A 21220-nucleotide genomic window follows, 5' to 3' on the forward strand; every position below is an offset into this window, starting at 1 on the left:
TACACTGCGGCCACTCAACGGGGAGCTCGTCATGCACTGGCTGTTTCTGCTTATGGCACTGGGTGCGCTGGTGCTGGCCTTCAGCACGCCGCACGTGTGGTTGCTGGTGGTTTCGCTGCTGGTGGCGTTGCTGCTGCTGCTGCTGTGGACACGCGGCTGGTTCGCCTCGCGCATGGACGACACCCAGCGCGATACCCGCAGCATGATCGATCCGGCCGAGCTGCGCCGCCTGCGCGAGCTGGCAGAAGCACGCAAGTCGGCCGCGCTGGCCGCTGCGCGCGACAGCGAGCCGCAAGCCTGACGGCGACCGCATGACCACCCAGCTCAGCGTCAACGTCAACAAGATCGCGGTGCTGCGCAATTCGCGCGGTGGCACCGAACCGGATGTGGTGCAGGCTGCACGCACCTGCATCGCCGCCGGTGCGCACGGCATCACCGTGCATCCGCGCCCGGACCAACGTCATATCCGAGCCGACGACGTCTTCGCACTCAGCGCGCTGACGCGTGAGCATGCGGTGGAATTCAATATCGAAGGCAATCCATTCGCACCGCCACGCGCGGGCTATCCGGGGTTGCTGGCGTTATGCCGTGCCACGCGCCCGGAGCAGATCACCCTGGTACCGGATGGCGACGGGCAACTGACCTCCGACCACGGCTTCGATTTTGCGCAGGGCACCGCCCAACTTGCCGCGTTGATCGCCGCGTTCAAGGGGGTCGGTAGCCGTGTCAGCCTGTTCGTGGATGCCGGCAACCCGGACATCGCCCGCGCGGCCGCACTTGGCGCAGATCGCATCGAGTTGTACACCGGCCCGTATGCCCACGCGCATGCCAGCGGGCAGGCAGCTACCGCATTGGCACTGTTCACCGATGCCGCGCAGCGTGCCGGTGCCGCCGGCCTGGGCATCAATGCCGGACACGATTTATCGCAAGCCAATCTCGGCGCTTTTCTCGCCGCTGTGCCGGGTGTGCTCGAAGTGTCCATTGGCCACGCCTTGATCAGCGAAGCCCTGTATCAAGGATTGGAGGCGAGCGTGCGCGGCTACGTCGACATTCTGCATGACAGCCACCTGAGCGCTTGAGTTCATGCCGTAACGTCGGTGTCCGATGATCCATCCCTGTGTTGGCGATCCATGTATCCACGTGCGATGAGTGCTGCACAGGAACATGACGACGGGCGTTTCGTTAGTTATTGCGACCTGCGAGTAACACCGTTAATCGCTCGCAGTGCCTAGGAGCGTTCAAAGACGCGATGCGGCGCCTGGGCGACCGCATCGCGTCTTGTTGCATTCACTCGCGTGGCCAGTGCAACGCGCTCTTGGAACACCATTACTGCACGAAGGCGATGCGCTGCACCTGCGCGTTCTTTGCGGCCGCCAGCACGCTAGCCATCGTTGCATACCCGGCGTCCGCACTTGCCGCGATGCGTAGTTCTGGCTGATTTCCGGCGGTTTCCTGCATCTGCTCGATTAGCCTGGACTGGAGTTGCTGCAGCGTCACTGGGCTGGCATTCCAGAGCAGTGGGCCGTCGGCATCCACGCGAATGCAATGGGTGCGGGTGACTCCGGCCGTGTCGTCGCTTGCCAACTGTGCTGCGGCAAATCGACCGTGATGGTTCGCGTCACCATCGGCGCGGCCACGATGAAGATAATCAACAATACCAACCTGACATCCACCAACGGCGTGACATCGATCTCCGCCAGTGGTCCCCGATTCCCTGCCGTACTGAAAGCCATGACGGCCTGCGGTGCTGTTGTGATCGTGGGTGCTGCATGGCCGAGCGTACACCTGCCACTAGCGCCAGCAACTCAAACGCCAGACCGCACTCAAGCCCAGCGGCTCCCTGCAGAGCGCAGCATCGGCAGGGCAACGGGAGACCTGCTCGTTGTTGAATGCATTGAAGTGCTGGGGCAAATGCATGCAGGAACGATAAGACGATCACCTCGGCTGTCGATCGTTCACGACTCGCTGGCTGGCAGACGGACGTCGGGGTGATGTCACGCTATGCAACAGCGAAAGATCCACCTGTCATAGGTCTCGCTGGCAGACGACACGTCAAAAACCCTTCGCATGATTAATGCGCGTAGGGGCTGGTTTTCGCGCCAATCCAATCATTGCGTGCCCACTGGGCTGCTCACCATCTGAAAGCGAATCACCGCAGCGCTTTACTGCAGCTCTCCCTCATTGGCTAGGGCGCAATGTGATCGAGATCGCTGCACCACATGCATGGTTGCAGCGACCACTACGCACACAGCAGAAAAAAAAACGCCACCGTTTCCGGTGGCGTTGCAGTCGCGTCATGACTGTTGTGTTGCGGTCTTGCAGATACGTTTACTGCTGCATGAAGCCGATTTTCTTCATCTGCGAGTTCTTCGCAGCGGCCAGCACCTTGGCCATCACTTCGTACTCCGCATCCGGATTTGCATCGATGCGCAGTTCCGGCTGATTGGTCGGATCGGCCTGCACCACTTCTTCCATCTTCTGTTGCAACACATCGACCGGGGTCGGACTGTTGTTCCAGAACACCTGGTTACTGGCGTCGATCCGCAATTCGATCGGCGGCGGCGGTTCGGTCGTCTGCGGTGGCGGGTTGAGCACCCGCTGCGGCAGATCCACGGCGATCGGGTAGGTCATGATCGGCGCGGTGACGATGAAGATGATCAGCAGCACCAGCATCACGTCCACGAGGGGCGTGACGTTGATGTCGGCCATCGGCCCACGGCTTCCACCAGTACTAAATGCCATGGCTTACTGCCCCTTCACTTTGGTTGCAACGAAACCGACGTCCAGCATGCCCTGACCCTGCGCGATCTTGGTGATCTCGTTGATCGTACGCATCTTGGTCGTGCGGTCGCCACGCAAATTGAGCGGCGGCTGCGGGGTCTGCTGTGCAGCGGTGGACAGGCGCGACTCCAAGGCTTCCTTGGAAATCGGCTCGTCGTTCCAGTACAGCGACCCATCTTCCTTGACGGCCAGGGTGATCGGCGCGGCGCGCTTCTCCGCATCTTCCTTCTGGATCAAGTTGGCCTGTGGCAGGTCCACCTTGATCTTATGGGACATCAGCGGCGCCGTAATGATGAAGATGATCAGCAGCACCAGCATGACGTCCACGAGGGGCGTCACGTTGATGTCGGCCATCGGGCCACCGCTGTTTCCACTACTGAAGGCCATAACGGGCTCCGTCTAAATCGTTGCGAAGGCGTTCTTGACAACCGGATTAGCGAACGCGCGAACCGGTGGCGAAGAAGTCGTGCAGGTCGTGGGCGAAGGTGTCGAACTTGGCGATCACCGAGCTGTTGACCTTGGAGAAGAAGTTGAACGCGAACACGGCCGGGATGGCGACGAACAGACCGATCGCGGTCATGATCAGCGCTTCACCCACCGGGCCGGCAACGGCGTCGATGGAGGCCGAACCGGTTGCACCGATCTTGATCAGCGCGCCGTAGATGCCCCACACGGTACCGAGCAGACCGACGAACGGCGCGGTCGCACCGACGGTGGCCAGCAGGGTCATGCCCGACTGCAGCTTGGTGCTTTCGCGGGTCACGGCCTGACGCAGGGCACGGTCGACGAACTCCGAACGGCTCAGGCTCTCGCCCAGGCCACCGGTGCTGCCTTCGGCGCGCTGGTGGTGAGCAGCAGCCTGGGCTGCGTCCAGTGCGATCTTGGAGAACGGCTCGGAAGCCGGCTGTTCTTCCATGGCGCGGATCGCGTCCTGTGCATTCGGGGCATCCCAGAACGCGGTAGTGACGCGGTCAGCCGCGCTCTTCAGACGGGTGGCGCGGAAGATGTTGATGACAGTCCAGTACCAGGAGGCAGCGGACATGGCGATCAGGGTGATCAACACGACCCAAGACACGGCGAAGTCGCCGGGGCTGGAGGTCATCTCGGTGATCAAGTGCTCGAAGCCCATCTGCGACAGAGCGGCCGACGGATTGGAGCCCCCTGCAGCGGCGGCGATAAAGAATTCCTGCAGCATGACGCTTACCTTTGTTGTGTGTGGTGATGAAGGGTGGAGCGAAAGGAAGACAGGATCCTGGGCCGACCGTGGCCGGCCCGTGGATCAGTTCAGAGCAAAGTTGACCGGGACGCGGACACGTCCGGCGGCTTTCTGCCCGTTGACAGTGGAGGCGTTGAACTTCCACTTGCGTGCTGCGTCCATCGCGGCACGGTCAAGGTCGCGGTTGCGGCTGGACTTTTCGACCGACACGTTGGTCACGTTGCCGCTGGCATCCACATCCACGATCAGGATGACCTCACCTTGGACACCGGCACGGAATGCAGCCGGCGGATACTTCGGTGGGTTCATGTTCTTGGACGAGATATCGACGCTGGCGCCAATGTCGCTCGGCGGAGCCGGAGGGCTCGGCGGGCTCGGCGGCGTGACGATATCGCTCGGACGCGGTTCGGGAACGTCCACGACCGGAGCTTCCGGCGGCGGCGGAACCGGTGAAGGCTTCGGCGGCGACAGATTCTTGACCGGCGGCGGCGGCTTGTCTTCCGGCGGCGGCGGCGGCGGCGGCGGCGGGGGAGGAGGCGGTGCATCCACCAAGGTGACCATGGTGGTGCGCTCCTTCTCTGCCGGAGCCTTCGGCGCCACTGCAGGGATCAGCAACATCATCAGTGCAGTGAGGTGCAAAGCAATTACAAAAGCAATGCCGATAATGCGGGCCCAGCTCAGACCCTGGTTCCCGGCATCATAGTCATGCCTGTGGATAACGAGTTGTTCCGTCATGCGCCAATGGCTCTTTCAGTGGGGGCCCCGGATCACTGTGATGATCCCCAGGTTTTCGGACGGCTTTGACACCGCAGGAACTCCCAAGCTTATACCAATCCCGAGTCCTGTAACCACTAAAAACACAGGGATTTCGGGGGTTTATTTTCTTTTTTACTTCAGGTTGATGATCTTCTTGGCGTCTTCGGGTTTTTTAACACCCTTGGCGATCGCCTGCTGTGCGGCCTGCTTGGCCTCCGGGATGCGACCTTCCGAGTGCAGCACCTTGGCCAGATTCAAATACGTCTCGCCATCCTTGGAAAGCGGTGCGGCCTTCTGCCAGTTTTCGATCGCCTTCGGCACATCGTCGCTGTAGTAATACGACTGTGCCAGCGCGAGGTATGTCTGATAATCAGGCTTGAGGATGCCTTTTTGCATACCCTCATTGATGACAGCGATGACGTCCTTTTCTTTGTTCTCGGTGTTGGCGTAGATGGAATACAACTGCTTGTATTCCTTTTCTTCGGTCAACTGCCCGGCGGCACGCAGCTTGTCCATCACGGCTGCGGCCTTGTCCATCTGGTCGGCCTGCATGTACATGCTGGCCAGGTTGAGCTGGGCCTTCTTGTCGTTCGGCGTCTTGGCTGCGAGCGCCTCGGCGGCCGCGACGGCTTCACCGGTCTGGCCGGCTTCGGCGTAGGACGCCATCAGCAACTGGTTCCATGTGTCCTTGGGTTCGGGCGAGGCGGCAATGGCCTGCTTCAACACCGGAATCGCTTCCTTGTAGCGCTCGGCCTGGTACAGCGCCTGGCCCTTGAGGATCAGATCTTCCGGACGCTGCGACTTGCTCTGTTCCAGGTACTTGTCCAGCGTGGCCAGACCTTCGGCCTGCTGGTCGTCCTGCATTTGCAGCTGCGCGAGCATCAGCATCGACTGGAACTGGCCATTGTTGTCCAGCGCGTTCAGGCCGATGGCCTGCTGCAGATACTTCTTGGCAGCAGCGGTGTCGTCCAGGTTGTAAGCAGCCTGCGCAGCGAGCTGTGCGGCCAGCGCTTTGTCAGCGTCGTTGGCAGCGCTGTTGGCCAGGATCTCATCGGCCTGGGTGCGCACGCCCGGATAGTCTTCGCCCTTGTTGAAGGTTTCGATCAGCTTCTGCAGCTTGCTGCTCAACTTCGAGGACGGCTTGATCGTCGGTGCCTGACGGGTCGACTGCGGGTACAGCTCCTCAGCCTTGCCGCTTTTGGATTTGCGGCTGGCGCGTTCGGAGGAACGGTCCGACTGCGCGACCGCATCGGTGACAACAGCCCCACCCAGCGACGCGGCAATGAACAGGGACAACAGGGCTTGCTTGCGGTTGAGCAGTTTCATGTTTCACCTCGGACGATCCGCCGTCGGGCGGTACGAAAAGCGGAATGGGCGCTGTACGAAAAATCTGAGCCGGCAAACTTAGCAGAAAGTCTCAGTTCCCGAAAACGGTTTCCATGTTGTGGTGCGACAAGCGGGAACGTGGAACAGACGTCTTAGCGCAACTAACAGCCAGTCAGCGGTCGCGACGTCTGCTGCCGCAGTGTAATCAGGCAGGCGTTGGATCCAGGCCGGTACCCGCACGGGTTCAGGAAAGCCGGGCAGATGCTGTTAGCGGGTCTAGCCACAACGCGGCACGCGCCCGGCCTGCTTGGCCTGCTGGTAGACCGGTTCGAGCTGGCCAACGTCGGCCTGCAGTTCGCGGATGCGGTTGGCAGGGTCGGGGTGGGTCGACAACCACTGGGGTTGGCGGTTGCCGCTGGCGGCCATCATGTTCTGCCACAGCGTCACCGCCTGAGCCGGATCGAACCCAGCCTGGGCCATCAGACGTTGGCCAACCACATCGGCTTCGCTTTCCTGGGTGCGCGAACCGGGCAGCAGGAACACTGTCTGGGCAGTCATACCGCCAACCTGATTGACCGCGCTGGCCGCCCCGTCGCCATAGGCGGCGCCGGCGAGCGCGCCGATGATGCCCAGGCCGGTCTGCGCGCCGAGCTGACGGGTGATGCGCTCTTCGTGATGGCGCGAGATGACGTGGCCAATCTCGTGACCGAGCACAGCGGCGAGCTGATCCTGCGTCTTGGCCACGGTGAAGATGCCGGTGTTCACACCGACCTTTCCACCGGGCAGGGCGAACGCATTGGCTTCGTTATCCACGAACAGCGCGGTTTCCCACTTGGTTTCGCGCCATTGCGGCGGCAGTTGCGCCACCAGCGAATTGACTACGCACTGCACGTAAGCGTTCTGCTTGGCGTCGGTACTGACTGTTTCCTTGGCCTTGGTCTGCGCGAAAGACTGCGCGCCCAACTGGTCCAATTGCTGTTGCGACACGCCACCCACCACCTGTCGGCGGCCGGTTGGCGAAGTTGTGGTGGCACACGCCGTCAGTGCAAGCACGGCAACAACGGTCAACAGCTTGGCTTTCATTCGATCCCCCTAGAACCATGGGGGCATTCTGGCAGGCTCGGCTTAACTTTTCGTCAAACGGCCCGTGCGGCCCACAACGCGCGCGTGTGCGGTAGCGATTGGGGCTGCGGAGAGTGCGGGTCACTTCTGTCGTCAGGTCCCGTCGCGCTGCGGCGGCAGCGCAGTCGGGCGTAGCCGCGATTGGCTCAGCCAAGCCCGAAAAAGTACAAGGCTGCCAGCGCAGTGGCGTTATTGATGCCATGCGCGGCGATCGGTGCCCACAGCGTGCCGGTACGCCAATACAGCCATGCGAACGCCGCGCCCATGCTACCGTACACCAGCCACAGCTGGGCGATGGCGGCAGGGCCATTTCCGCTGATGCCGGGAACTTCATGCACCAGGGCGAAAATCGCGCCACTCAGCACGATGCCCAGCCATGGGCGGCCGGCACTGAGCAGGCGCCCGAACAGCACGCGCCGGAACAGCAATTCCTCGTAGGCCGGCGCGATGACCACCGCAAACAGCGTCAATGCCAGCGGCCAGTGTTGGAGCGCTTCTTCCATCAACGGCAGGTTGGTCGGCACCGGTTTGATGCCCAGCGCCGACGCCGCCACGCTGACCAGATTGCTGAGCAGGAACACGGCAGCGGCGATCAGGGCAGTCCAGCCCCAGGTGGAAGCGCGCCGCGCAGCAGCCCGCGAGGCGGTTTGTTCGGCAGCAGTGGCACGGCGACGCCAGTAGTACAGCAGCAGCGCCGGCGTGGCCGTGCTGACCAGCGCGGTGAGCAGCTGCACCAATACACCGGGTTGGCCGATGGCGGCCATGACGTCGGTAGAGGACGGCGTCAGGCCTTGCGCCCTGGCCGCCTGCACATGGCTAAAGCCACGCACCGCGCCCCACAACGCAAAGCCTGCCACGCTGAGCGTTAGCAACAGGCCGGCGGCGATGAGCGCGTCGACCCAAAACCCCACGAGCACGGCCAGCAGCGGCGGCCTGCCGGCAACCGAGCGCGGTGCCGGGGGCGGTGGAAGATCTGTGCGCATCGTCGTCCTGCGGACACCGCCCCGACCAGCACGCCGCGATCGCGCTGTGCTGGTCGGGGCTGGCGGCTCAGATATCCAGGTTGGACACCTTCAGCGCGTTGTCCTCGATGAAGTCGCGGCGTGGTTCGACCACATCGCCCATCAGGGTGCTGAAGATCTGGTCGGCGGCCACCGCATCCTCGATCCGCACCTGCAACAAGCGGCGCGTGTCCGGGTTGACCGTGGTTTCCCACAGCTGCTCGGCATTCATTTCGCCCAGGCCCTTGAAGCGCTGTACCTGGCGGCCGCGCTTGGCCTCTTCCAGCAACCAGGCGTGCGCCTGGGCGAAGCTGGTGATCGGGTGGGTCTTGTTGCCACGCACGATCTGCGCGCCCTCGCGGATCAGGTCGTTCAGCGCCAGCGACACTTCCCGCAGCGGACGCAGCTCGCCGCTTTCGAACGCGCCCATCGGCAGCACCTGGGTGAACTCCTCGCCCATGTGCCGGCGGATGGCCACCAGCGTGGCAGGCGCGGTCTCAGTGCCCGGATCGAAGCGCAGCTGGTAACGCGCGGTGCCCAGGGTGCCGCGATTGAGCACTGCCTGCAACGCATCCAGGGTGGGGTGCTGGTCGCCTTCGGCCTGCAGTTTTTCCACATCCAGCGGCGGCAGGTCGATCAATGCGGTGAGCAGCGCCGGGTCGTAGCGGTGCGCATTGCGCGCGATCGCTTCGTTGGCGCTGGTGAACAGCATCAGCAGTTTTTCCAGCGCTTCGCCGGTGATCGGCGGCTCGTCGGTGGCCGGAATCAGCGCCGCACCTTCGACCGCATTGCTGGCCAAGTAAGCGTTAAGCGCCGCGTCGTCCTTCAGATACAGCTCGCTCTTGCCCTGCTTGAGCTTGTACAGCGGCGGCAGGCCGATGTAGATGTAGCCGCGCTCGATCAGCTCCGGCATCTGCCGGTAGAAGAAGGTCAGCAGCAGGGTGCGGATGTGCGAGCCGTCGACGTCGGCGTCGGTCATCAGGATGATGCGGTGGTAACGCAGCTTGTCCGGGTTGTACTCGTCGCGGCCGATACCGGTGCCCAGCGCAGTGATGAGCGTGCCGACCTGGTCGGACGCCAGCATGCGGTCGAAGCGCGCGCGTTCGACATTGAGGATCTTGCCGCGCAACGGTAGCACCGCCTGGTTCTTGCGGTTGCGGCCCTGCTTGGCCGAGCCACCTGCCGAGTCACCCTCGACGATGAACAATTCCGACAGCGCCGGATCTTTTTCCTGGCAGTCGGCCAGCTTGCCGGGCAGGCCGGCGATGTCCAGCGCACCCTTGCGGCGGGTGAGGTCGCGCGCCTTGCGGGCGGCTTCGCGGGCGCGGGCGGCATCGACGATCTTGCCGGTGATGGCCTTGGCTTCGTTCGGGTTCTCCTGCAGGAACTCCTGCAGTCGCGCACCGAAGGCGTTTTCCACCGCCGGGCGCACGTCCGAACTGACCAGCTTTTCCTTGGTCTGCGAGGAGAAGCTGGGGTCGGGCACCTTCACCGACAGCACCGCGATCATGCCTTCGCGCATGTCATCGCCGGTCAGGGCCACCTTGGCCTGCTTGGCGATGCCGTTCTGCTCAATGTAGTTGCTGAGCACACGCGTCAGCGCAGCGCGGAAGCCGGCCAGATGGGTACCGCCATCCTTTTGCGGGATGTTGTTGGTGAAGCAGTACATGGTTTCCTGGTAGGCGTCGGTCCACTGCAGGGCCACGTCCACCACGATACCGTTGTGCTCGCCGGTCACCGAGATCACGTTCGGGTGCAGCGGCGACTTTAGCTGCGCCAGATGCTCGACGAAGCTGCGGATGCCGCCTTCGTAATGGAAATCATCGCGACGGCCTTCACCGCGCTCGTCGATCAGGGTGATCTTGACGCCGGAATTGAGGAACGACAGCTCGCGCAGACGGCGCGCCAGGATGTCGTAATGGAACTCGACGTCGCTGAAGATGGCCACGGACGGCTTGAAACGCAGCGTCGTGCCGCGCTTGGTCGAGGCTTCCAGCTGCTTGAGCGGGTACTGCGGCTCGCCGAGCGCGTATTCCTGCTGGTAGTGGAAGCCGTCGCGCCAGATGTCCAGCCACAGGTGCTCGGACAGCGCATTGACCACCGACACGCCCACGCCGTGCAGGCCGCCGGATACCTTGTAGCTGTTGTCGTCGAACTTGCCGCCGGCATGCAGCACGGTGAGGATCACCTCCGCCGCCGAGACGCCTTCTTCCTTGTGGATGTCGACCGGCACGCCACGGCCGTTGTCGGACACCGCCACCGAGCCATCGACCAGGATCTTGACCACGATGTCGTCGGCGTGGCCGGCCAGGGCTTCGTCGACCGAGTTGTCGACCACCTCGAACACCATGTGGTGCAAGCCGGTGCCGTCATGGACGTCGCCGATATACATGCCGGGGCGCTTGCGGACGGCTTCCAGGCCACGCAGCACGGTGATCTTGCTGGAGTCGTAGGTGCCGTTGGGTGTTGGCAGGGTGTTTTGTTCGTCGGTCATGCGCGTGCCGTTGGCTCCACAACACAGGCAAAGACGGCAGTAGCCGCTTTGCACCGTGGGAAAAGGGGGATAGCGAGACAAATTATACCAGTCGGCCCACCCTGGCCGTTGAGCTCAATCCTAGGACGCCTGCAGCGCGACCTGGCCGTGTTCCACGTGGAACCGGTGCAACAGCGCACCAGCGTTTGCCAGCCCAGGCGGGGTCTCGGTCGCGGTGATCAGCACTTGCGCTGGCGCGGCAACAAGCCGCTGCAAAACGCGCGCCTGGTGATGCCGATCCAGCTCCGAACCCAGGTCATCCAACGCGATGACCGGCCATTCGCCGCGCTCGAAGGCAAAGTCTTCGGCCTGTGCGAGTAGACAGGCCAGGGCAGTGAGCTTGGCTTGGCCGCGGGAAAGCGCGTCCTTGCCAGGAAGCACGTCGAAGCTGGGCATCCAATCTGCACGGTGCGGACCTTGTGAGGTGTAACCGTTCTGACGATCGCGCTCGCGGGCAAGCAAAAGGGCATCGGCAAGAGAAACGTCGTGGCGCTTCCACCCAGGAGCAAACGTCAGTGAGGACAAGCCAAGCGATGGCGCGATCGCCTCAGCCACTGGAATCAGCCGTTCCTGCAACCGCTCCAGGTAGCGTATGCGCCGGGACGTCAGCGTTTCCCCGGATTCGGCAAGTTCGTGATCCCAAGCATCCAGCATGCGAGGCTGCGCGCCTTGCTTGAGCAGTGCGTTGCGCTGCTTGAGCGCTCGGGCGTAGCGGCGCCACAGGGCCAGGAAATCGGGTTCCACGTGGAACAGACCCCAATCCAGGAAGCGGCGGCGTGGTTCACCACCACCGCTAATCAACACGTGACTACCCGGCTCGAAGGTCACCACGGCCAACGCGGCACACAAAGATCCCAACTGCGCCACGTCCTCGCCATCCAGGCGCCCCGTCCATTCCTGCCCGCTATGACGCAAGCCGGCACGACGTGTCCGCTCACCTGCAGCGCCGCCTTCCTTCCACTCCACGAACACTTCAAGGTCAGGTGTGCCCTGTTGAATCAGGCCGTCGCGGACTCGGCCACGGAAGCTACGCCCGTACGCCATCAGGTGCAGCGCCTCGAGCACGCTGGTCTTGCCCGCGCCGTTATCGCCGGTCAGCAGATTCAACGCACTGGCGGGATGCAGCTCGACCGTTTGGAACCGACGAAGCCGATGAATGGACAACCGCACTACATGCATTGATCGGTGTGCTCTGGCGTGTAATCCGGCATGCCGGTCGGATCGAAGGATACGTGATCGGCATGAAAGCCGTGCAGACATGCGCAGGGACAGTCTTGGACCGAAAGGGGATAACCTGTGGATAAAAGCAGGGCACTGAAGCCGCTTTCGCCTTATCCACAGCTTGTAGGCGTGCAAACAGGCTTATAAACACAGTGTTTCGTTCCCACAAAAGCGTTTATAAACAACAACTTGATCTACTTTTCGGTGAAATCTGCCCCTACCATCACCACCAAGCTCTTAAATTATTTCTAGATTTAAAAGCAAAGCACGATGTGCATAAGTCAAAAACGGTCTTAAGCGAACAACCAGAGCCTGGCCAACCAACGAGCGAGGCACACGGACAGTGCGCGTCTCGCAATCTTTTGCTGAACTGATTCAGTTCCAAACGCTAGCTGCACTCCATGGGAATCTCCAACAAAAGAGACTTGGTCTCATGAAAGCTGAAGCTCGTACCAATCCCAACGGAACGCGTTCCGCCCTTCGAGAGCGAGAGCATCTGCACGAACTCGGACGCATAGCCGAACTCGGTTGAGATTGCTGATGCGTTGAAACTGGCTTGTCAACCGCGGCCTTATCTGGCGAATGGAGACATGTGCAGGCCACTAGCCGTGGCGTTGCGTAAGCAAGATCTCCTCTGGGTTCAACGCAGGTCTGCACGAGACACGCGCGCGTCTGGATTGCATCCCGCACTCGGCTCGTCTGGAAACGGGCTTAACTATCATCGGTAAAGAGCGTGCTAATCGAATGGGGATTGCGGACGACATGTATCGGTGCCTGCCTGATGCAGGCCGTCAGCCAGTGATGTCAACATTGGGGCCAGCTGAAAATTCGCGCTGAAGACGCAGTCCAGATGATTGCGTAATGCGTTTGCGTCTTCCGCTAAAACCGCCGCTCCAGCAGCGCAGTGTTTCCGCGTTAAGGCGATTGCGCCATGCCGACTCACGCACGCTAGGCCCAACAAGCTGCAGCACAACGCAACAAAAAGCCCGGCTTTCGCCGGGCTCTCGTGTTCCACGTGGAACGAAGCGTCAGAGACGCAGTGGCATCACCACGTGACGCGACTTCTCGCTGCTGGCCTCACGCACCAACGCGGACGAATTCGCATCCCGCAGCTGGATGACCACGTGCTCATCGCGTAGCGCCGACAACGCGTCGAGCAGATAGTTGACGTTGAAGCCAATGGCCAGGTCATCGACCTTGGTATCCGCTTCAATTTCTTCCTGTGCTTCTTCTTGCTCGGGGTTATGCGCGCTGATCTTCAACTGGCCTGGCGACACTTCCACACGTACGCCGCGGTACTTCTCGTTCGAAAGAATGGCCGCTCGCTGCAGCGATGCGCGCAGCGCTTCGCGATCAACCTTGACCTCTCGATCGGCACCAATCGGAATCACCGCCTCGTAGTCGGGGAAACGCCCGTCGATCAGCTTCGAGGTGAAGGTCACATCGCCGCGCTTAACGCGGATATGGCTACGACCGACTTCCAGCTCCACTTCGCGATCGGCGCCTTCCAACAAGCGCTGCAGCTCCGTCACGCCTTTGCGCGGCACGATGATCTGGCGCTTGGCGCCGCCAGCCTTCTCCAACTCCATCTCGCACAAGGCCAAACGGTGGCCGTCGGTCGCCACGCAGCGAAGCAAACCGTCGCGCAGATCGAACAACAGACCGTTGAGGTAATACCGGACGTCTTGCTGCGCCATCGCGAACGCGGTGCGCTCGATCAGTTCCTTCAGCCCAGCCTCGGGCACCACCACGCGCTCGGTGGCCTCGACTTCGTCCACCGACGGGAAATCGTTGGCCGGCAGCGTGGCCAGGGTGAAACGGCTACGCCCGGCCTGCACCGTGACCTTGTCGCCGGTCTGCGAGATGGTGACGCGGCTGCCGTCGGGCAGGGCACGCAGGATGTCGAACAACTTGCGCGCCGGAATCGTGGTTTCGCCGTCTTGCGCGTCTTCCACCATCGTGCGCGAGATCATTTCCACTTCCAGGTCGGTACCGGTCAAGGAGACCTGTCCGTCCTTGACCTGCACCAGCAGATTGGCCAGAACCGGCAGGGTTTGACGGCGTTCGACCACATTGACCACCTGGGCCAATGGTTTGAGGAAGGCTTCGCGCTGCAGTGTAAAACGCATGTGGTTCCGTGCCCCTATGCTTTAAAAGATAATGGAATAAATCAAAAGCTTGGTGGTGATGGTAGGGCCGTTTTCAGCGGACAACCACCATAACTGTTTGTTTCCAAAGACAAATTGGCGCCTGAAAGTCGTTGGACTAGTGCCCCTGGCCTGGCGGTAAAACCTGTGGATAGTTTTCCGCCCGACCTGCGAGGCAACGTTATCCACAGATTCTCCCGCATTTGACCCCAACGTTTCCACGCTTTTTTCCAGCAGGGTCACAATCGAGGTCAACGGCCTACTCACTGAGCTTGCGAATCAGCTTTTCCCAGTCTTCGCGCAGCTTGCCGTCGGCCTCCATCAGCGTGCGGATCTGCCGGCAGGCATGCAGCACGGTGGTGTGGTCGCGGCCGGCAAACGCGTCGCCGATCTCCGGCAGGCTGTGTTCGGTGAGCTCCTTGGCCAGCGCCATCGCGACCTGGCGCGGGCGTGCCAGCGAACGGGTCCGCCGCTTGGAGAGCAAATCCTTCATCTGCAGACCGTAGTAGTCCGCCACGGTTTTCTGGATGTTGGGGATGCCGATCGCTTGTTGCTGGGCGCGCAGCAGATCGCGTAGCGTCTCCTGGGCGAATTCCACCGTGATCGAACGCCCGGTGAAATTGGCACGCGCCACCAGCGTGTTGAGCGCGCCTTCGAGGTCGCGCACGTTGGAGCGCATCTTCTTGGCAATCAGGAACGCCACGTCATCAGGAATCTCGGCGCCGCGTTCGCGCGCCTTGGCGAGCACGATGGCTGCGCGGGTTTCGAAATCCGGCGGATCGATCGCGACCGACAAGCCCCAGGCCAGGCGCGACTTCAGCCGCGGCTCCAGGCCTTCCACTTCGCGCGGGTAGCGGTCACAGGTCAGGATGATCTGCTGGCGGCCGTCGAACAGCGCGTTGAAGGTGTGGAAGAACTCTTCCTGGGTGCGGTCCTTGCCGGCGAAGAACTGGATGTCGTCGATCAGCAACGCATCGATCTGCTGGAACTGGCGCTTGAACTGGTCCATCGCCTTGTCCTGCAGCGCCCGGATCATCGCGCTGAAGAACTGTTCCGAACGCAGATACATCACCTTGGCAGCCGGATTGGCCTGGCGCAGCGCATTGCCCGCGGCGAACATCAGGTGGGTCTTGCCCAGGCCGGTGCTGCCGTACAACAGCAACGGGTTGTGCGCACGGTCGCCGGGCTTCTGCGCAGCCTGGATCGCCGCTGCAAGACCAAGCTGGTTGCTGCGGCCTTCGACGAAGTTGGCGAAGGTGTAATGCGAATCCAGGTTGCCGGCAAACGGCACGATCGGCGCGGCGACCGGCGCACTGGGCACGGCCATCGGTGCCGGAGCAGGTTCCGGCGCGCGCGGACGTGAGCCCACCGCCAGCGCCACCTCGCCATTGCCGGCGAAGTACGCCAGCAGCTCGCGGATGCGCGGCAGGTAGCGTTCGCGGACCTGGTCGACGATGAAGGCGTTCGGGGCGTACAGCACGATGCTGTCGCCGCGGTCTTCGGCTTGCAGGGGTTTCAACCAGGTGTGAACGTCTTCGGGCGGGAATTCGGCTTCGAGACGTTCCAGACAGCGGGGCCAAGCATCCATCAAAGTGTGATCATCTGTTGCTGGCTGCGGCGCGCAGCAAGGCGCCGTGCACGCAGCCCGGTAGTGAAAAGAGGATGAGCCAGACTAGCACCGGGAACACGGTTTTCCCAGAGTTATTCACAGGTCCATCCACAGGCGGCGGTCATCGTCACCTGTGGTAAAGCCTGCCGGGTGTTGACCCGGGATGTCGCGGACCTATAGAATTGCCGGTTCTATTCGTCTCCATTCATGCAGAGGGCCCCATGGCCACCAAGCGTACTTTCCAACCCAGCAACCTCAAGCGAGCACGCGACCATGGCTTCCGCGCACGTATGGCAACCGCCGACGGCCGCAAGATCCTGGCTCGTCGCCGCGCCAAGGGCCGCAAGCGCCTGAGCGCTTGATTGCCGCGCCGCTCCCTGCGGCCGAGGCAGTCCTTACCGTGAACGCATCGAACCCGTGCAGGCGATTTCCTCGCTCTGCGCGGGTTCGTACGCGTGCGCAATATACGGTTGTCTTCGATAACGCGCGTCGCACCTCCGATCCGCTACTGAGCCTGCACTGGCGCACTGGCGATACGCCGCCGCGCCTGGGAATGGCGGTGTCGCGCAAGGTCGATACCCGCGCGGTTGGACGTAACCGCATCAAACGTGTGTTGCGCGATGCCATGCGGCATCTCTTACCTGAGCTGGCCGGTGGCGATTACGTCATCGTGGCGCGCTCGGCAGCCGCAAAAGCGACCAATCCACAGATCCGCGACGCCTTCGTGCGTCTGCTGCGCCGTGCCGGCGCATTGCCCCTACCTGCTGCGCCCGGCACAATGCCGCCCGCCAGGACGATGCACCCATCCTCCCTTTCCCCGACAGAGCCGGAACTGTAGTTCCGACTGAGCGAGTTGCTGCCCGATGAACCAGACCCGTGTTTTCCTGATCTTTGCCTGGCTGATGGTCGCGGCGCTGCTGTGGATGGAGTGGGGCAAAGAGAAGACCGCTGCCAATGCGCCCGTGGCGGCTGCGACGCAGTCGGTGCCGGCGGCACGTGATCTGGATGCGGCAACGCCGAGCGCTGCCAACGTGCCCGCTGCTCTGGCGATTCCGCAGGCTGGCGCGCCGGGTGCGGTCCCGGCGACCAGCACCACCACCGCGCCCCCTGCTGCTGCTGCCGGCGCCGCGCCGGTCATCACGCTGACCTCGGACGTGCTGCGCCTGAAGCTGGATGGCCGCAGCGTGCTCGATGCCGAGCTGCTGCAGTTTCCGCAAACCAAGGACGGCACCGCGCCGGTCAGTCTGCTGACCGAAGATGCGGCGCATCCATACAACGCCACCAGCGGTTGGGCCAGCGAGCATTCGCCGGTCCCTGGCGTGGGCGGCTTCCGTGCCGAACAGCCGGGCACCGCATTCGAGCTGGCCAAGGGTCAGAACACCCTGGTAGTGCCGTTCGCATGGAATGGCCCCAATGGCGTGTCGATCCGCCGCACCTTCACCCTGGAACGCGGCCGCTATGCGATCTCGATCAAGGATGAGGTGATCAACAAGAGCGGCGCGCCGTGGAACGGTTATGTGTTCCGCAAGCTGAGCCGGGTGCCGACCATCCTCAGCCGCGGCATGACCAATCCGGATTCCTTCAGCTTCAACGGTGCGACCTGGTACAGCCCCCAGGAAGGCTACGAGCGTCGCGCGTTCAAGGACTACATGGACGACGGCGGCCTGAATCGCCAGATCACCGGTGGTTGGGTGGCGTTGCTGCAGCACCATTTCTTCACTGCGTGGATCCCGCAGAAGGACCAGGCCTCGCTGTATGTGCTGAACCAGGACGGCCCGCGTGACGTGGCCGAACTGCGTGGCCCGGCCTTCACCGTGGCGCCGGGTCAGACCGCCAGCACCGAAGCGCGCCTGTGGGTGGGCCCGAAGCTGGTCAGCCTGATCGCCAAGGAAGACGTGAAGGGCCTGGACCGTGTGGTCGATTACAGCCGCTTCTCGATCATGGCCATCATCGGCCAGGGCCTGTTCTGGGTGCTGAGCCACCTGCACAGCTTTCTGCACAACTGGGGCTGGTCCATCATCGGCCTGGTGGTGCTGCTGCGTCTGGCGCTGTACCCGCTGTCGGCCGCGCAGTACAAGTCCGGTGCCAAGATGCGCCGCTTCCAGCCGCGCCTGGCACAGCTGAAGGAGCGTTACGGCGACGATCGCGTCAAGTACCAGCAGGCGACGATGGAGCTGTTCAAGAAGGAAAAGATCAACCCGATGGGCGGCTGCCTGCCGTTGTTGATCCAGATGCCGATCTTCTTCGCGCTGTACTGGGTGCTGGTGGAGTCGGTGGAGCTGCGTCAGGCACCGTGGCTGGGCTGGATTCAGGATCTGACCGCGCGCGACCCGTACTTCATTTTGCCGGTGCTCAACATCTCCATCATGTGGGCGACCCAGAAGCTGACCCCGACCCCGGGCATGGACCCGATGCAGGCCAAGATGATGCAGTTCATGCCGCTGGTGTTCGGCGTCATGATGGCCTTCATGCCGGCCGGCCTGGTGTTGTACTGGGTGGTCAACGGCGGTCTGGGCCTGTTGATCCAGTGGTGGATGATCCGCCAGCACGGCGAGAAGCCGAGCAAGATCATCCAGGCCAACGCCAAGTGAGTTGAAGAAGGCCCGCCGCAAGGCGGGCTTTCTGCATGTCAGCCCGTAGCTGTTGTTTCTTTCGCCAGGGACGCCGTCGTGACCACATTGCCATTGCATCGCCTGTTGCTGTGCGCAAGTTGCGTGGGAGTGCTGGCGCTGGCCGGCTGTGGGACGCAGGCTGCGAGCGATGCAGCCTCCACAGCAAAACCCGCTGCTGCAACGACCGCAGGCACGCAGGCCGACAAGACCGTTGACACTGCGCAGGCAGTGATCGCGCAACTACGCGAACAGCTGGACCGGCACCGCCGCATCATCGTGCTGCTGGCCGATGAGAACAAACAGACACCGCGCGATCGCGCCACCTCCAGCAGCGTGGGACAGCAGTTGTTTCATGAAAATCTCGAACAGCGCGAACGCATCGCCGCAGCGTTCGACACCGTTCTGACGTCCAAGGATGCAAGCCGGTTCGCAACCATTGCCGCAGTGCTGGACGAAGTGGAATCGGCGCCGGATCTATTCGATGCAGACCGCCTGGCGTTTGGCGAAGTATTGCGCGATCTGCATGCGCGCATCGGCCGCGACTCTGCATTGCCAGCGGTGAAACTGCACCAGCGCATCGGTGAGGATCTGGAGGCACTGGACGAGATAGAGCGTACTTACAACAAGGAACTGACGCAGATCTTCAGTCGCTTCGATCGCAGCCGGGCGATCGTGCCCAAGCGCGAAAAGTGGGACGACTACGTGGCGCATCTGCGCACGGTGTACACGCGCGAGACCATCCTGCGCGACCACGGTGTGGTGGAGCCTTACCCATTTTCGGCGCGCGATAGCGACAGCGAAGTGTTCGGCCGCGATCTGCCGCCCAAGACGGTGGTGCTGACCTTCGACGACGGCCCGCACAAGGCCTATACCGAAGAGATCGTGGCGATCCTCAAACGCTACGACGTGCCTGGGGTGTTCTTCGAAGTGGGGCGGAATCTCGGCAGCCTGGATGCCGATGGCAAACCGAAGCTGGCGCCATTGTCCAAGATCAGCCACACGCTGATGGAGGAAGGTTATGCGGTGGGCAATCACAGCCTGACCCATGCGCAGTTGTCCAAGACCACCGGCGATGCGCTGCGCAGCCAGGTGCTCGATACCGATACCTTGCTGCGCGCGGTGGACGACAAACGTGCGCCGCTGTTCCGGTTTCCGTATGGCGCGCGCAATGCGGAGGGGCTGCAGCTCCTGGGCGAAGCCGGGCTGAAATCGATCATGTGGAACATCGATTCGCTGGACTGGGCCGACCCGGTGCCCGAATCGATCGTGCAGCGCGTGCTCGACCAGGTCAACAAGGAACGGCGCGGCATCGTGCTATTCCATGATATTCACGACCGCGCGGTGAAAGCGCTACCGCAGATTCTCGATCGTCTCATCGCCGACGGCTACCAGTTCGCTGGCTGGAATGGCCGCGACTTTTCCGTGGCGCGCGCACCCAGCGCGGTGGCCGATGCCACGGTGACCACCGGTTACGCGAAATCGTGGGCGATCGTGATCGGGATCGACGACTACACGCACTGGCCCAAGCTCGAATACGCGGCCAACGATGCGCAGGCGATCGCCAGTACCTTGACCGGGCCGCTGGGATTTCCGTCCTCGCAGGTGATCGTGCTCAAGAACGGCGAGGCAACGCGCAACAATATCCTTGCCGCATTCCATGACCGCCTCGGCGAAGGCCGTGCGCAGACCAACGACCGCGTGTTCGTCTTCTTCGCCGGGCACGGCGCCACGCGCCGGCTCGCCTCTGGACGCGACCTGGGCTACATCATTCCGGTCGATTCGGACCCGCAACATCTGGCCAGCGATGCAATCGCGATGAGCGACCTGCAAAACATTGCTGAAAGCCTGCACGCCAAACACGTGTTGTTCGTGATGGATGCGTGCTACAGCGGCTTGGGATTGACCCGCGGCGGGCCGACTTCCAGCGCGTATCTGCGCGAGAACGCACGGCGCATTGCACGCCAGATGCTCACCGCCGGCGGCGCCGATCAACAGGTGGCCGATAGTGGGCCCAATGGGCATTCGGTGTTCACCTGGGTGTTGCTGCAGGCATTGGCAGGCAAGGGCGACCTCAATGGCGATGGTTTGATCACCGGAACCGAACTGGCCGCGTATGTCGCGCCTGCGGTGTCGGCAGTCTCGGCGCAGACACCGGCATTCGGCAGCCTGCCGGGTTCGCAAGGCGGCGAGTTCGTGTTCCAGGTTCCCAGCGGCGAAGAATTTCTCACTGCAGATACCGCGCAGCTGTCGGCCGATGCGATTGCGCTCAACGGACGCATGGATGCCGCGCGCCCTGCGCCGGCCGCAGCCGGTGCGTTGGCCACTGCAGCGCCGGTGACGGTGAAAACCCTGCAAGGTGGCGAGGCCACGCTGGTATTGCCTACGGCAGTGAACAGCAGCGACCGCCAACGCGCACAACTGGCCAACGAACGCGGTCTGCAGCTGTACAAAGAGAAGCGCTACGCCGATGCGGCCGAGCAATTTGCCGAAGCGCTCAAGCGACGTCCGGATTTTGTGCTGGCGGCCAATAACCTGGGCTTTGTGTATTACCGTCAGGGGCGCTTCGCCGAATCGGCGCGCTGGCTGGAAAACACCTTGAAGATTGATCCGTCGCGCGCGGTGGCCTATCTCAATCTCGGCGACGCGTATGCAAAAGCCGGCGATCGGGACAAGGCGCGCAAGGCCTATTCGACGTATCTGGAACTGCAGCCACAGGGAAGTGGTGCGGCGCAGGCGCGCGCGCAGCTGCAATCGCTATGATGCAAGGTAGCTGACAAGATCTTGCATGCACACACCAGGACACCGCGGGCCGGAGCGGAGCAGGTGATCCGGAACGAACCGCGAACAGGTGGGTCGGCGCCGGTGGCCGCGCCGCTTAAAATCCACGTGTCTTTCA

At 62.6% G+C, this 21220-nt stretch carries 17 protein-coding genes and 1 pseudogene; 6 read left to right on the top strand and 12 right to left on the bottom strand.

Annotated elements, in window-relative coordinates:
• Positions 1 to 31: 31 nt before the first annotated feature.
• Complete coding sequence (locus tag M0D43_RS11350) at positions 32 to 301, top strand: hypothetical protein (RefSeq protein WP_019301610.1); 270 nt, start codon at positions 32 to 34, stop codon at positions 299 to 301.
• Positions 302 to 311: 10 nt separating this feature from the next.
• Positions 312 to 1079 carry a pyridoxine 5'-phosphate synthase gene (locus tag M0D43_RS11355; RefSeq protein WP_252164713.1) on the top strand — a complete coding sequence of 256 codons (768 nt, stop codon included), beginning with the start codon at positions 312 to 314 and terminating at the stop codon, positions 1077 to 1079.
• 247 nt (positions 1080 to 1326) lie between these two features.
• Here M0D43_RS11355 and M0D43_RS11360 read toward each other — a convergent pair.
• From M0D43_RS11360 to dnaA, 12 genes and pseudogenes are all read right to left on the bottom strand, one after another.
• Positions 1327 to 1733: pseudogene (locus tag M0D43_RS11360) on the bottom strand (ExbD/TolR family protein).
• A 595-nt stretch (positions 1734 to 2328) separates the two neighbouring features.
• On the bottom strand, positions 2329 to 2742 hold the full coding sequence (locus M0D43_RS11365; RefSeq protein ID WP_005912449.1) for an ExbD/TolR family protein: 414 nt from the start codon (positions 2740 to 2742) through the stop codon (positions 2329 to 2331).
• Positions 2743 to 2745: 3 nt separating this feature from the next.
• Entirely contained in the window at positions 2746 to 3168 is a 423-nt protein-coding gene (locus tag M0D43_RS11370) for an ExbD/TolR family protein (protein WP_101365002.1), read from the bottom strand.
• Between the two features lie 46 nt (positions 3169 to 3214).
• Positions 3215 to 3976: a TonB-system energizer ExbB gene (gene exbB / locus M0D43_RS11375; RefSeq protein WP_005912445.1), complete on the bottom strand. Its 762-nt coding sequence runs from the start codon at positions 3974 to 3976 to the stop codon at positions 3215 to 3217.
• Between the two features lie 84 nt (positions 3977 to 4060).
• Positions 4061 to 4732, bottom strand: coding sequence for an energy transducer TonB (locus tag M0D43_RS11380; RefSeq protein ID WP_005912443.1), 672 nt, complete (start codon positions 4730 to 4732; stop codon positions 4061 to 4063).
• A gap of 153 nt (positions 4733 to 4885) precedes the next feature.
• A complete protein-coding gene (locus M0D43_RS11385) occupies positions 4886 to 6079 on the bottom strand; it encodes a tetratricopeptide repeat protein (RefSeq protein ID WP_252164714.1) in 1194 nt (397 codons plus the stop codon).
• A gap of 276 nt (positions 6080 to 6355) precedes the next feature.
• A complete protein-coding gene (locus M0D43_RS11390; protein WP_252164715.1) occupies positions 6356 to 7162 on the bottom strand; it encodes a M48 family metallopeptidase in 807 nt (268 codons plus the stop codon).
• A 185-nt stretch (positions 7163 to 7347) separates the two neighbouring features.
• Complete coding sequence (locus tag M0D43_RS11395; protein ID WP_252164716.1) at positions 7348 to 8184, bottom strand: CPBP family intramembrane glutamic endopeptidase; 837 nt, start codon at positions 8182 to 8184, stop codon at positions 7348 to 7350.
• A gap of 67 nt (positions 8185 to 8251) precedes the next feature.
• Positions 8252 to 10696: a DNA topoisomerase (ATP-hydrolyzing) subunit B gene (gene gyrB, locus M0D43_RS11400; protein ID WP_252164717.1), complete on the bottom strand. Its 2445-nt coding sequence runs from the start codon at positions 10694 to 10696 to the stop codon at positions 8252 to 8254.
• A gap of 120 nt (positions 10697 to 10816) precedes the next feature.
• Entirely contained in the window at positions 10817 to 11914 is a 1098-nt protein-coding gene (gene recF, locus M0D43_RS11405) for a DNA replication/repair protein RecF (protein ID WP_252165030.1), read from the bottom strand.
• Between the two features lie 1070 nt (positions 11915 to 12984).
• Positions 12985 to 14085 (bottom strand): DNA polymerase III subunit beta, encoded by a 1101-nt coding sequence (gene dnaN / locus M0D43_RS11410; RefSeq protein WP_010364809.1) that lies wholly within the window; start codon positions 14083 to 14085, stop codon positions 12985 to 12987.
• Between the two features lie 277 nt (positions 14086 to 14362).
• Positions 14363 to 15691 (bottom strand): chromosomal replication initiator protein DnaA, encoded by a 1329-nt coding sequence (gene dnaA, locus M0D43_RS11415; RefSeq protein WP_252164718.1) that lies wholly within the window; start codon positions 15689 to 15691, stop codon positions 14363 to 14365.
• A 242-nt stretch (positions 15692 to 15933) separates the two neighbouring features.
• Here dnaA and rpmH point away from each other — a divergent pair, with 242 nt between their 5' ends.
• The 4 genes from rpmH (at position 15934) to M0D43_RS11435 (ending at position 21084) form a co-directional block, all read left to right on the top strand.
• Entirely contained in the window at positions 15934 to 16074 is a 141-nt protein-coding gene (gene rpmH / locus M0D43_RS11420; RefSeq protein ID WP_002805908.1) for a 50S ribosomal protein L34, read from the top strand.
• A gap of 38 nt (positions 16075 to 16112) precedes the next feature.
• The gene (rnpA, locus tag M0D43_RS11425) at positions 16113 to 16550 is read left to right on the top strand and encodes a ribonuclease P protein component (protein ID WP_252165031.1); all 438 of its coding nucleotides are present in this window, start codon (positions 16113 to 16115) and stop codon (positions 16548 to 16550) included.
• Positions 16551 to 16575: 25 nt separating this feature from the next.
• Entirely contained in the window at positions 16576 to 18303 is a 1728-nt protein-coding gene (gene yidC / locus M0D43_RS11430) for a membrane protein insertase YidC (protein WP_260807199.1), read from the top strand.
• A gap of 78 nt (positions 18304 to 18381) precedes the next feature.
• A complete protein-coding gene (locus M0D43_RS11435) occupies positions 18382 to 21084 on the top strand; it encodes a polysaccharide deacetylase family protein (protein WP_260807200.1) in 2703 nt (900 codons plus the stop codon).
• Positions 21085 to 21220 lie beyond the last annotated feature (136 nt).

Origin of the sequence: Xanthomonas prunicola, assembly GCF_025266575.1 — a bacterium.
In the GTDB taxonomy this organism is placed as follows: Bacteria; Pseudomonadota; Gammaproteobacteria; order Xanthomonadales; family Xanthomonadaceae; genus Xanthomonas; species Xanthomonas prunicola.

What these genes read in the sequence shown, in the direction of transcription:
- M0D43_RS11350 (WP_019301610.1), top strand. Translation starts at nt 32, where the DNA reads ATGCACTGGCTGTTTCTGCTTATGGCACTGGGTGCGCTGGTGCTGGCC.
- M0D43_RS11355 (WP_252164713.1), top strand. Translation starts at nt 312, where the DNA reads ATGACCACCCAGCTCAGCGTCAACGTCAACAAGATCGCGGTGCTGCGC.
- M0D43_RS11365 (WP_005912449.1), bottom strand. Translation starts at nt 2,742, where the DNA reads ATGGCATTTAGTACTGGTGGAAGCCGTGGGCCGATGGCCGACATCAAC.
- M0D43_RS11370 (WP_101365002.1), bottom strand. Translation starts at nt 3,168, where the DNA reads ATGGCCTTCAGTAGTGGAAACAGCGGTGGCCCGATGGCCGACATCAAC.
- exbB (WP_005912445.1), bottom strand. Translation starts at nt 3,976, where the DNA reads ATGCTGCAGGAATTCTTTATCGCCGCCGCTGCAGGGGGCTCCAATCCG.
- M0D43_RS11380 (WP_005912443.1), bottom strand. Translation starts at nt 4,732, where the DNA reads ATGACGGAACAACTCGTTATCCACAGGCATGACTATGATGCCGGGAAC.
- M0D43_RS11385 (WP_252164714.1), bottom strand. Translation starts at nt 6,079, where the DNA reads ATGAAACTGCTCAACCGCAAGCAAGCCCTGTTGTCCCTGTTCATTGCC.
- M0D43_RS11390 (WP_252164715.1), bottom strand. Translation starts at nt 7,162, where the DNA reads ATGAAAGCCAAGCTGTTGACCGTTGTTGCCGTGCTTGCACTGACGGCG.
- M0D43_RS11395 (WP_252164716.1), bottom strand. Translation starts at nt 8,184, where the DNA reads ATGCGCACAGATCTTCCACCGCCCCCGGCACCGCGCTCGGTTGCCGGC.
- gyrB (WP_252164717.1), bottom strand. Translation starts at nt 10,696, where the DNA reads ATGACCGACGAACAAAACACCCTGCCAACACCCAACGGCACCTACGAC.
- recF (WP_252165030.1), bottom strand. Translation starts at nt 11,914, where the DNA reads ATGCATGTAGTGCGGTTGTCCATTCATCGGCTTCGTCGGTTCCAAACG.
- dnaN (WP_010364809.1), bottom strand. Translation starts at nt 14,085, where the DNA reads ATGCGTTTTACACTGCAGCGCGAAGCCTTCCTCAAACCATTGGCCCAG.
- dnaA (WP_252164718.1), bottom strand. Translation starts at nt 15,691, where the DNA reads ATGGATGCTTGGCCCCGCTGTCTGGAACGTCTCGAAGCCGAATTCCCG.
- rpmH (WP_002805908.1), top strand. Translation starts at nt 15,934, where the DNA reads ATGGCCACCAAGCGTACTTTCCAACCCAGCAACCTCAAGCGAGCACGC.
- yidC (WP_260807199.1), top strand. Translation starts at nt 16,576, where the DNA reads ATGAACCAGACCCGTGTTTTCCTGATCTTTGCCTGGCTGATGGTCGCG.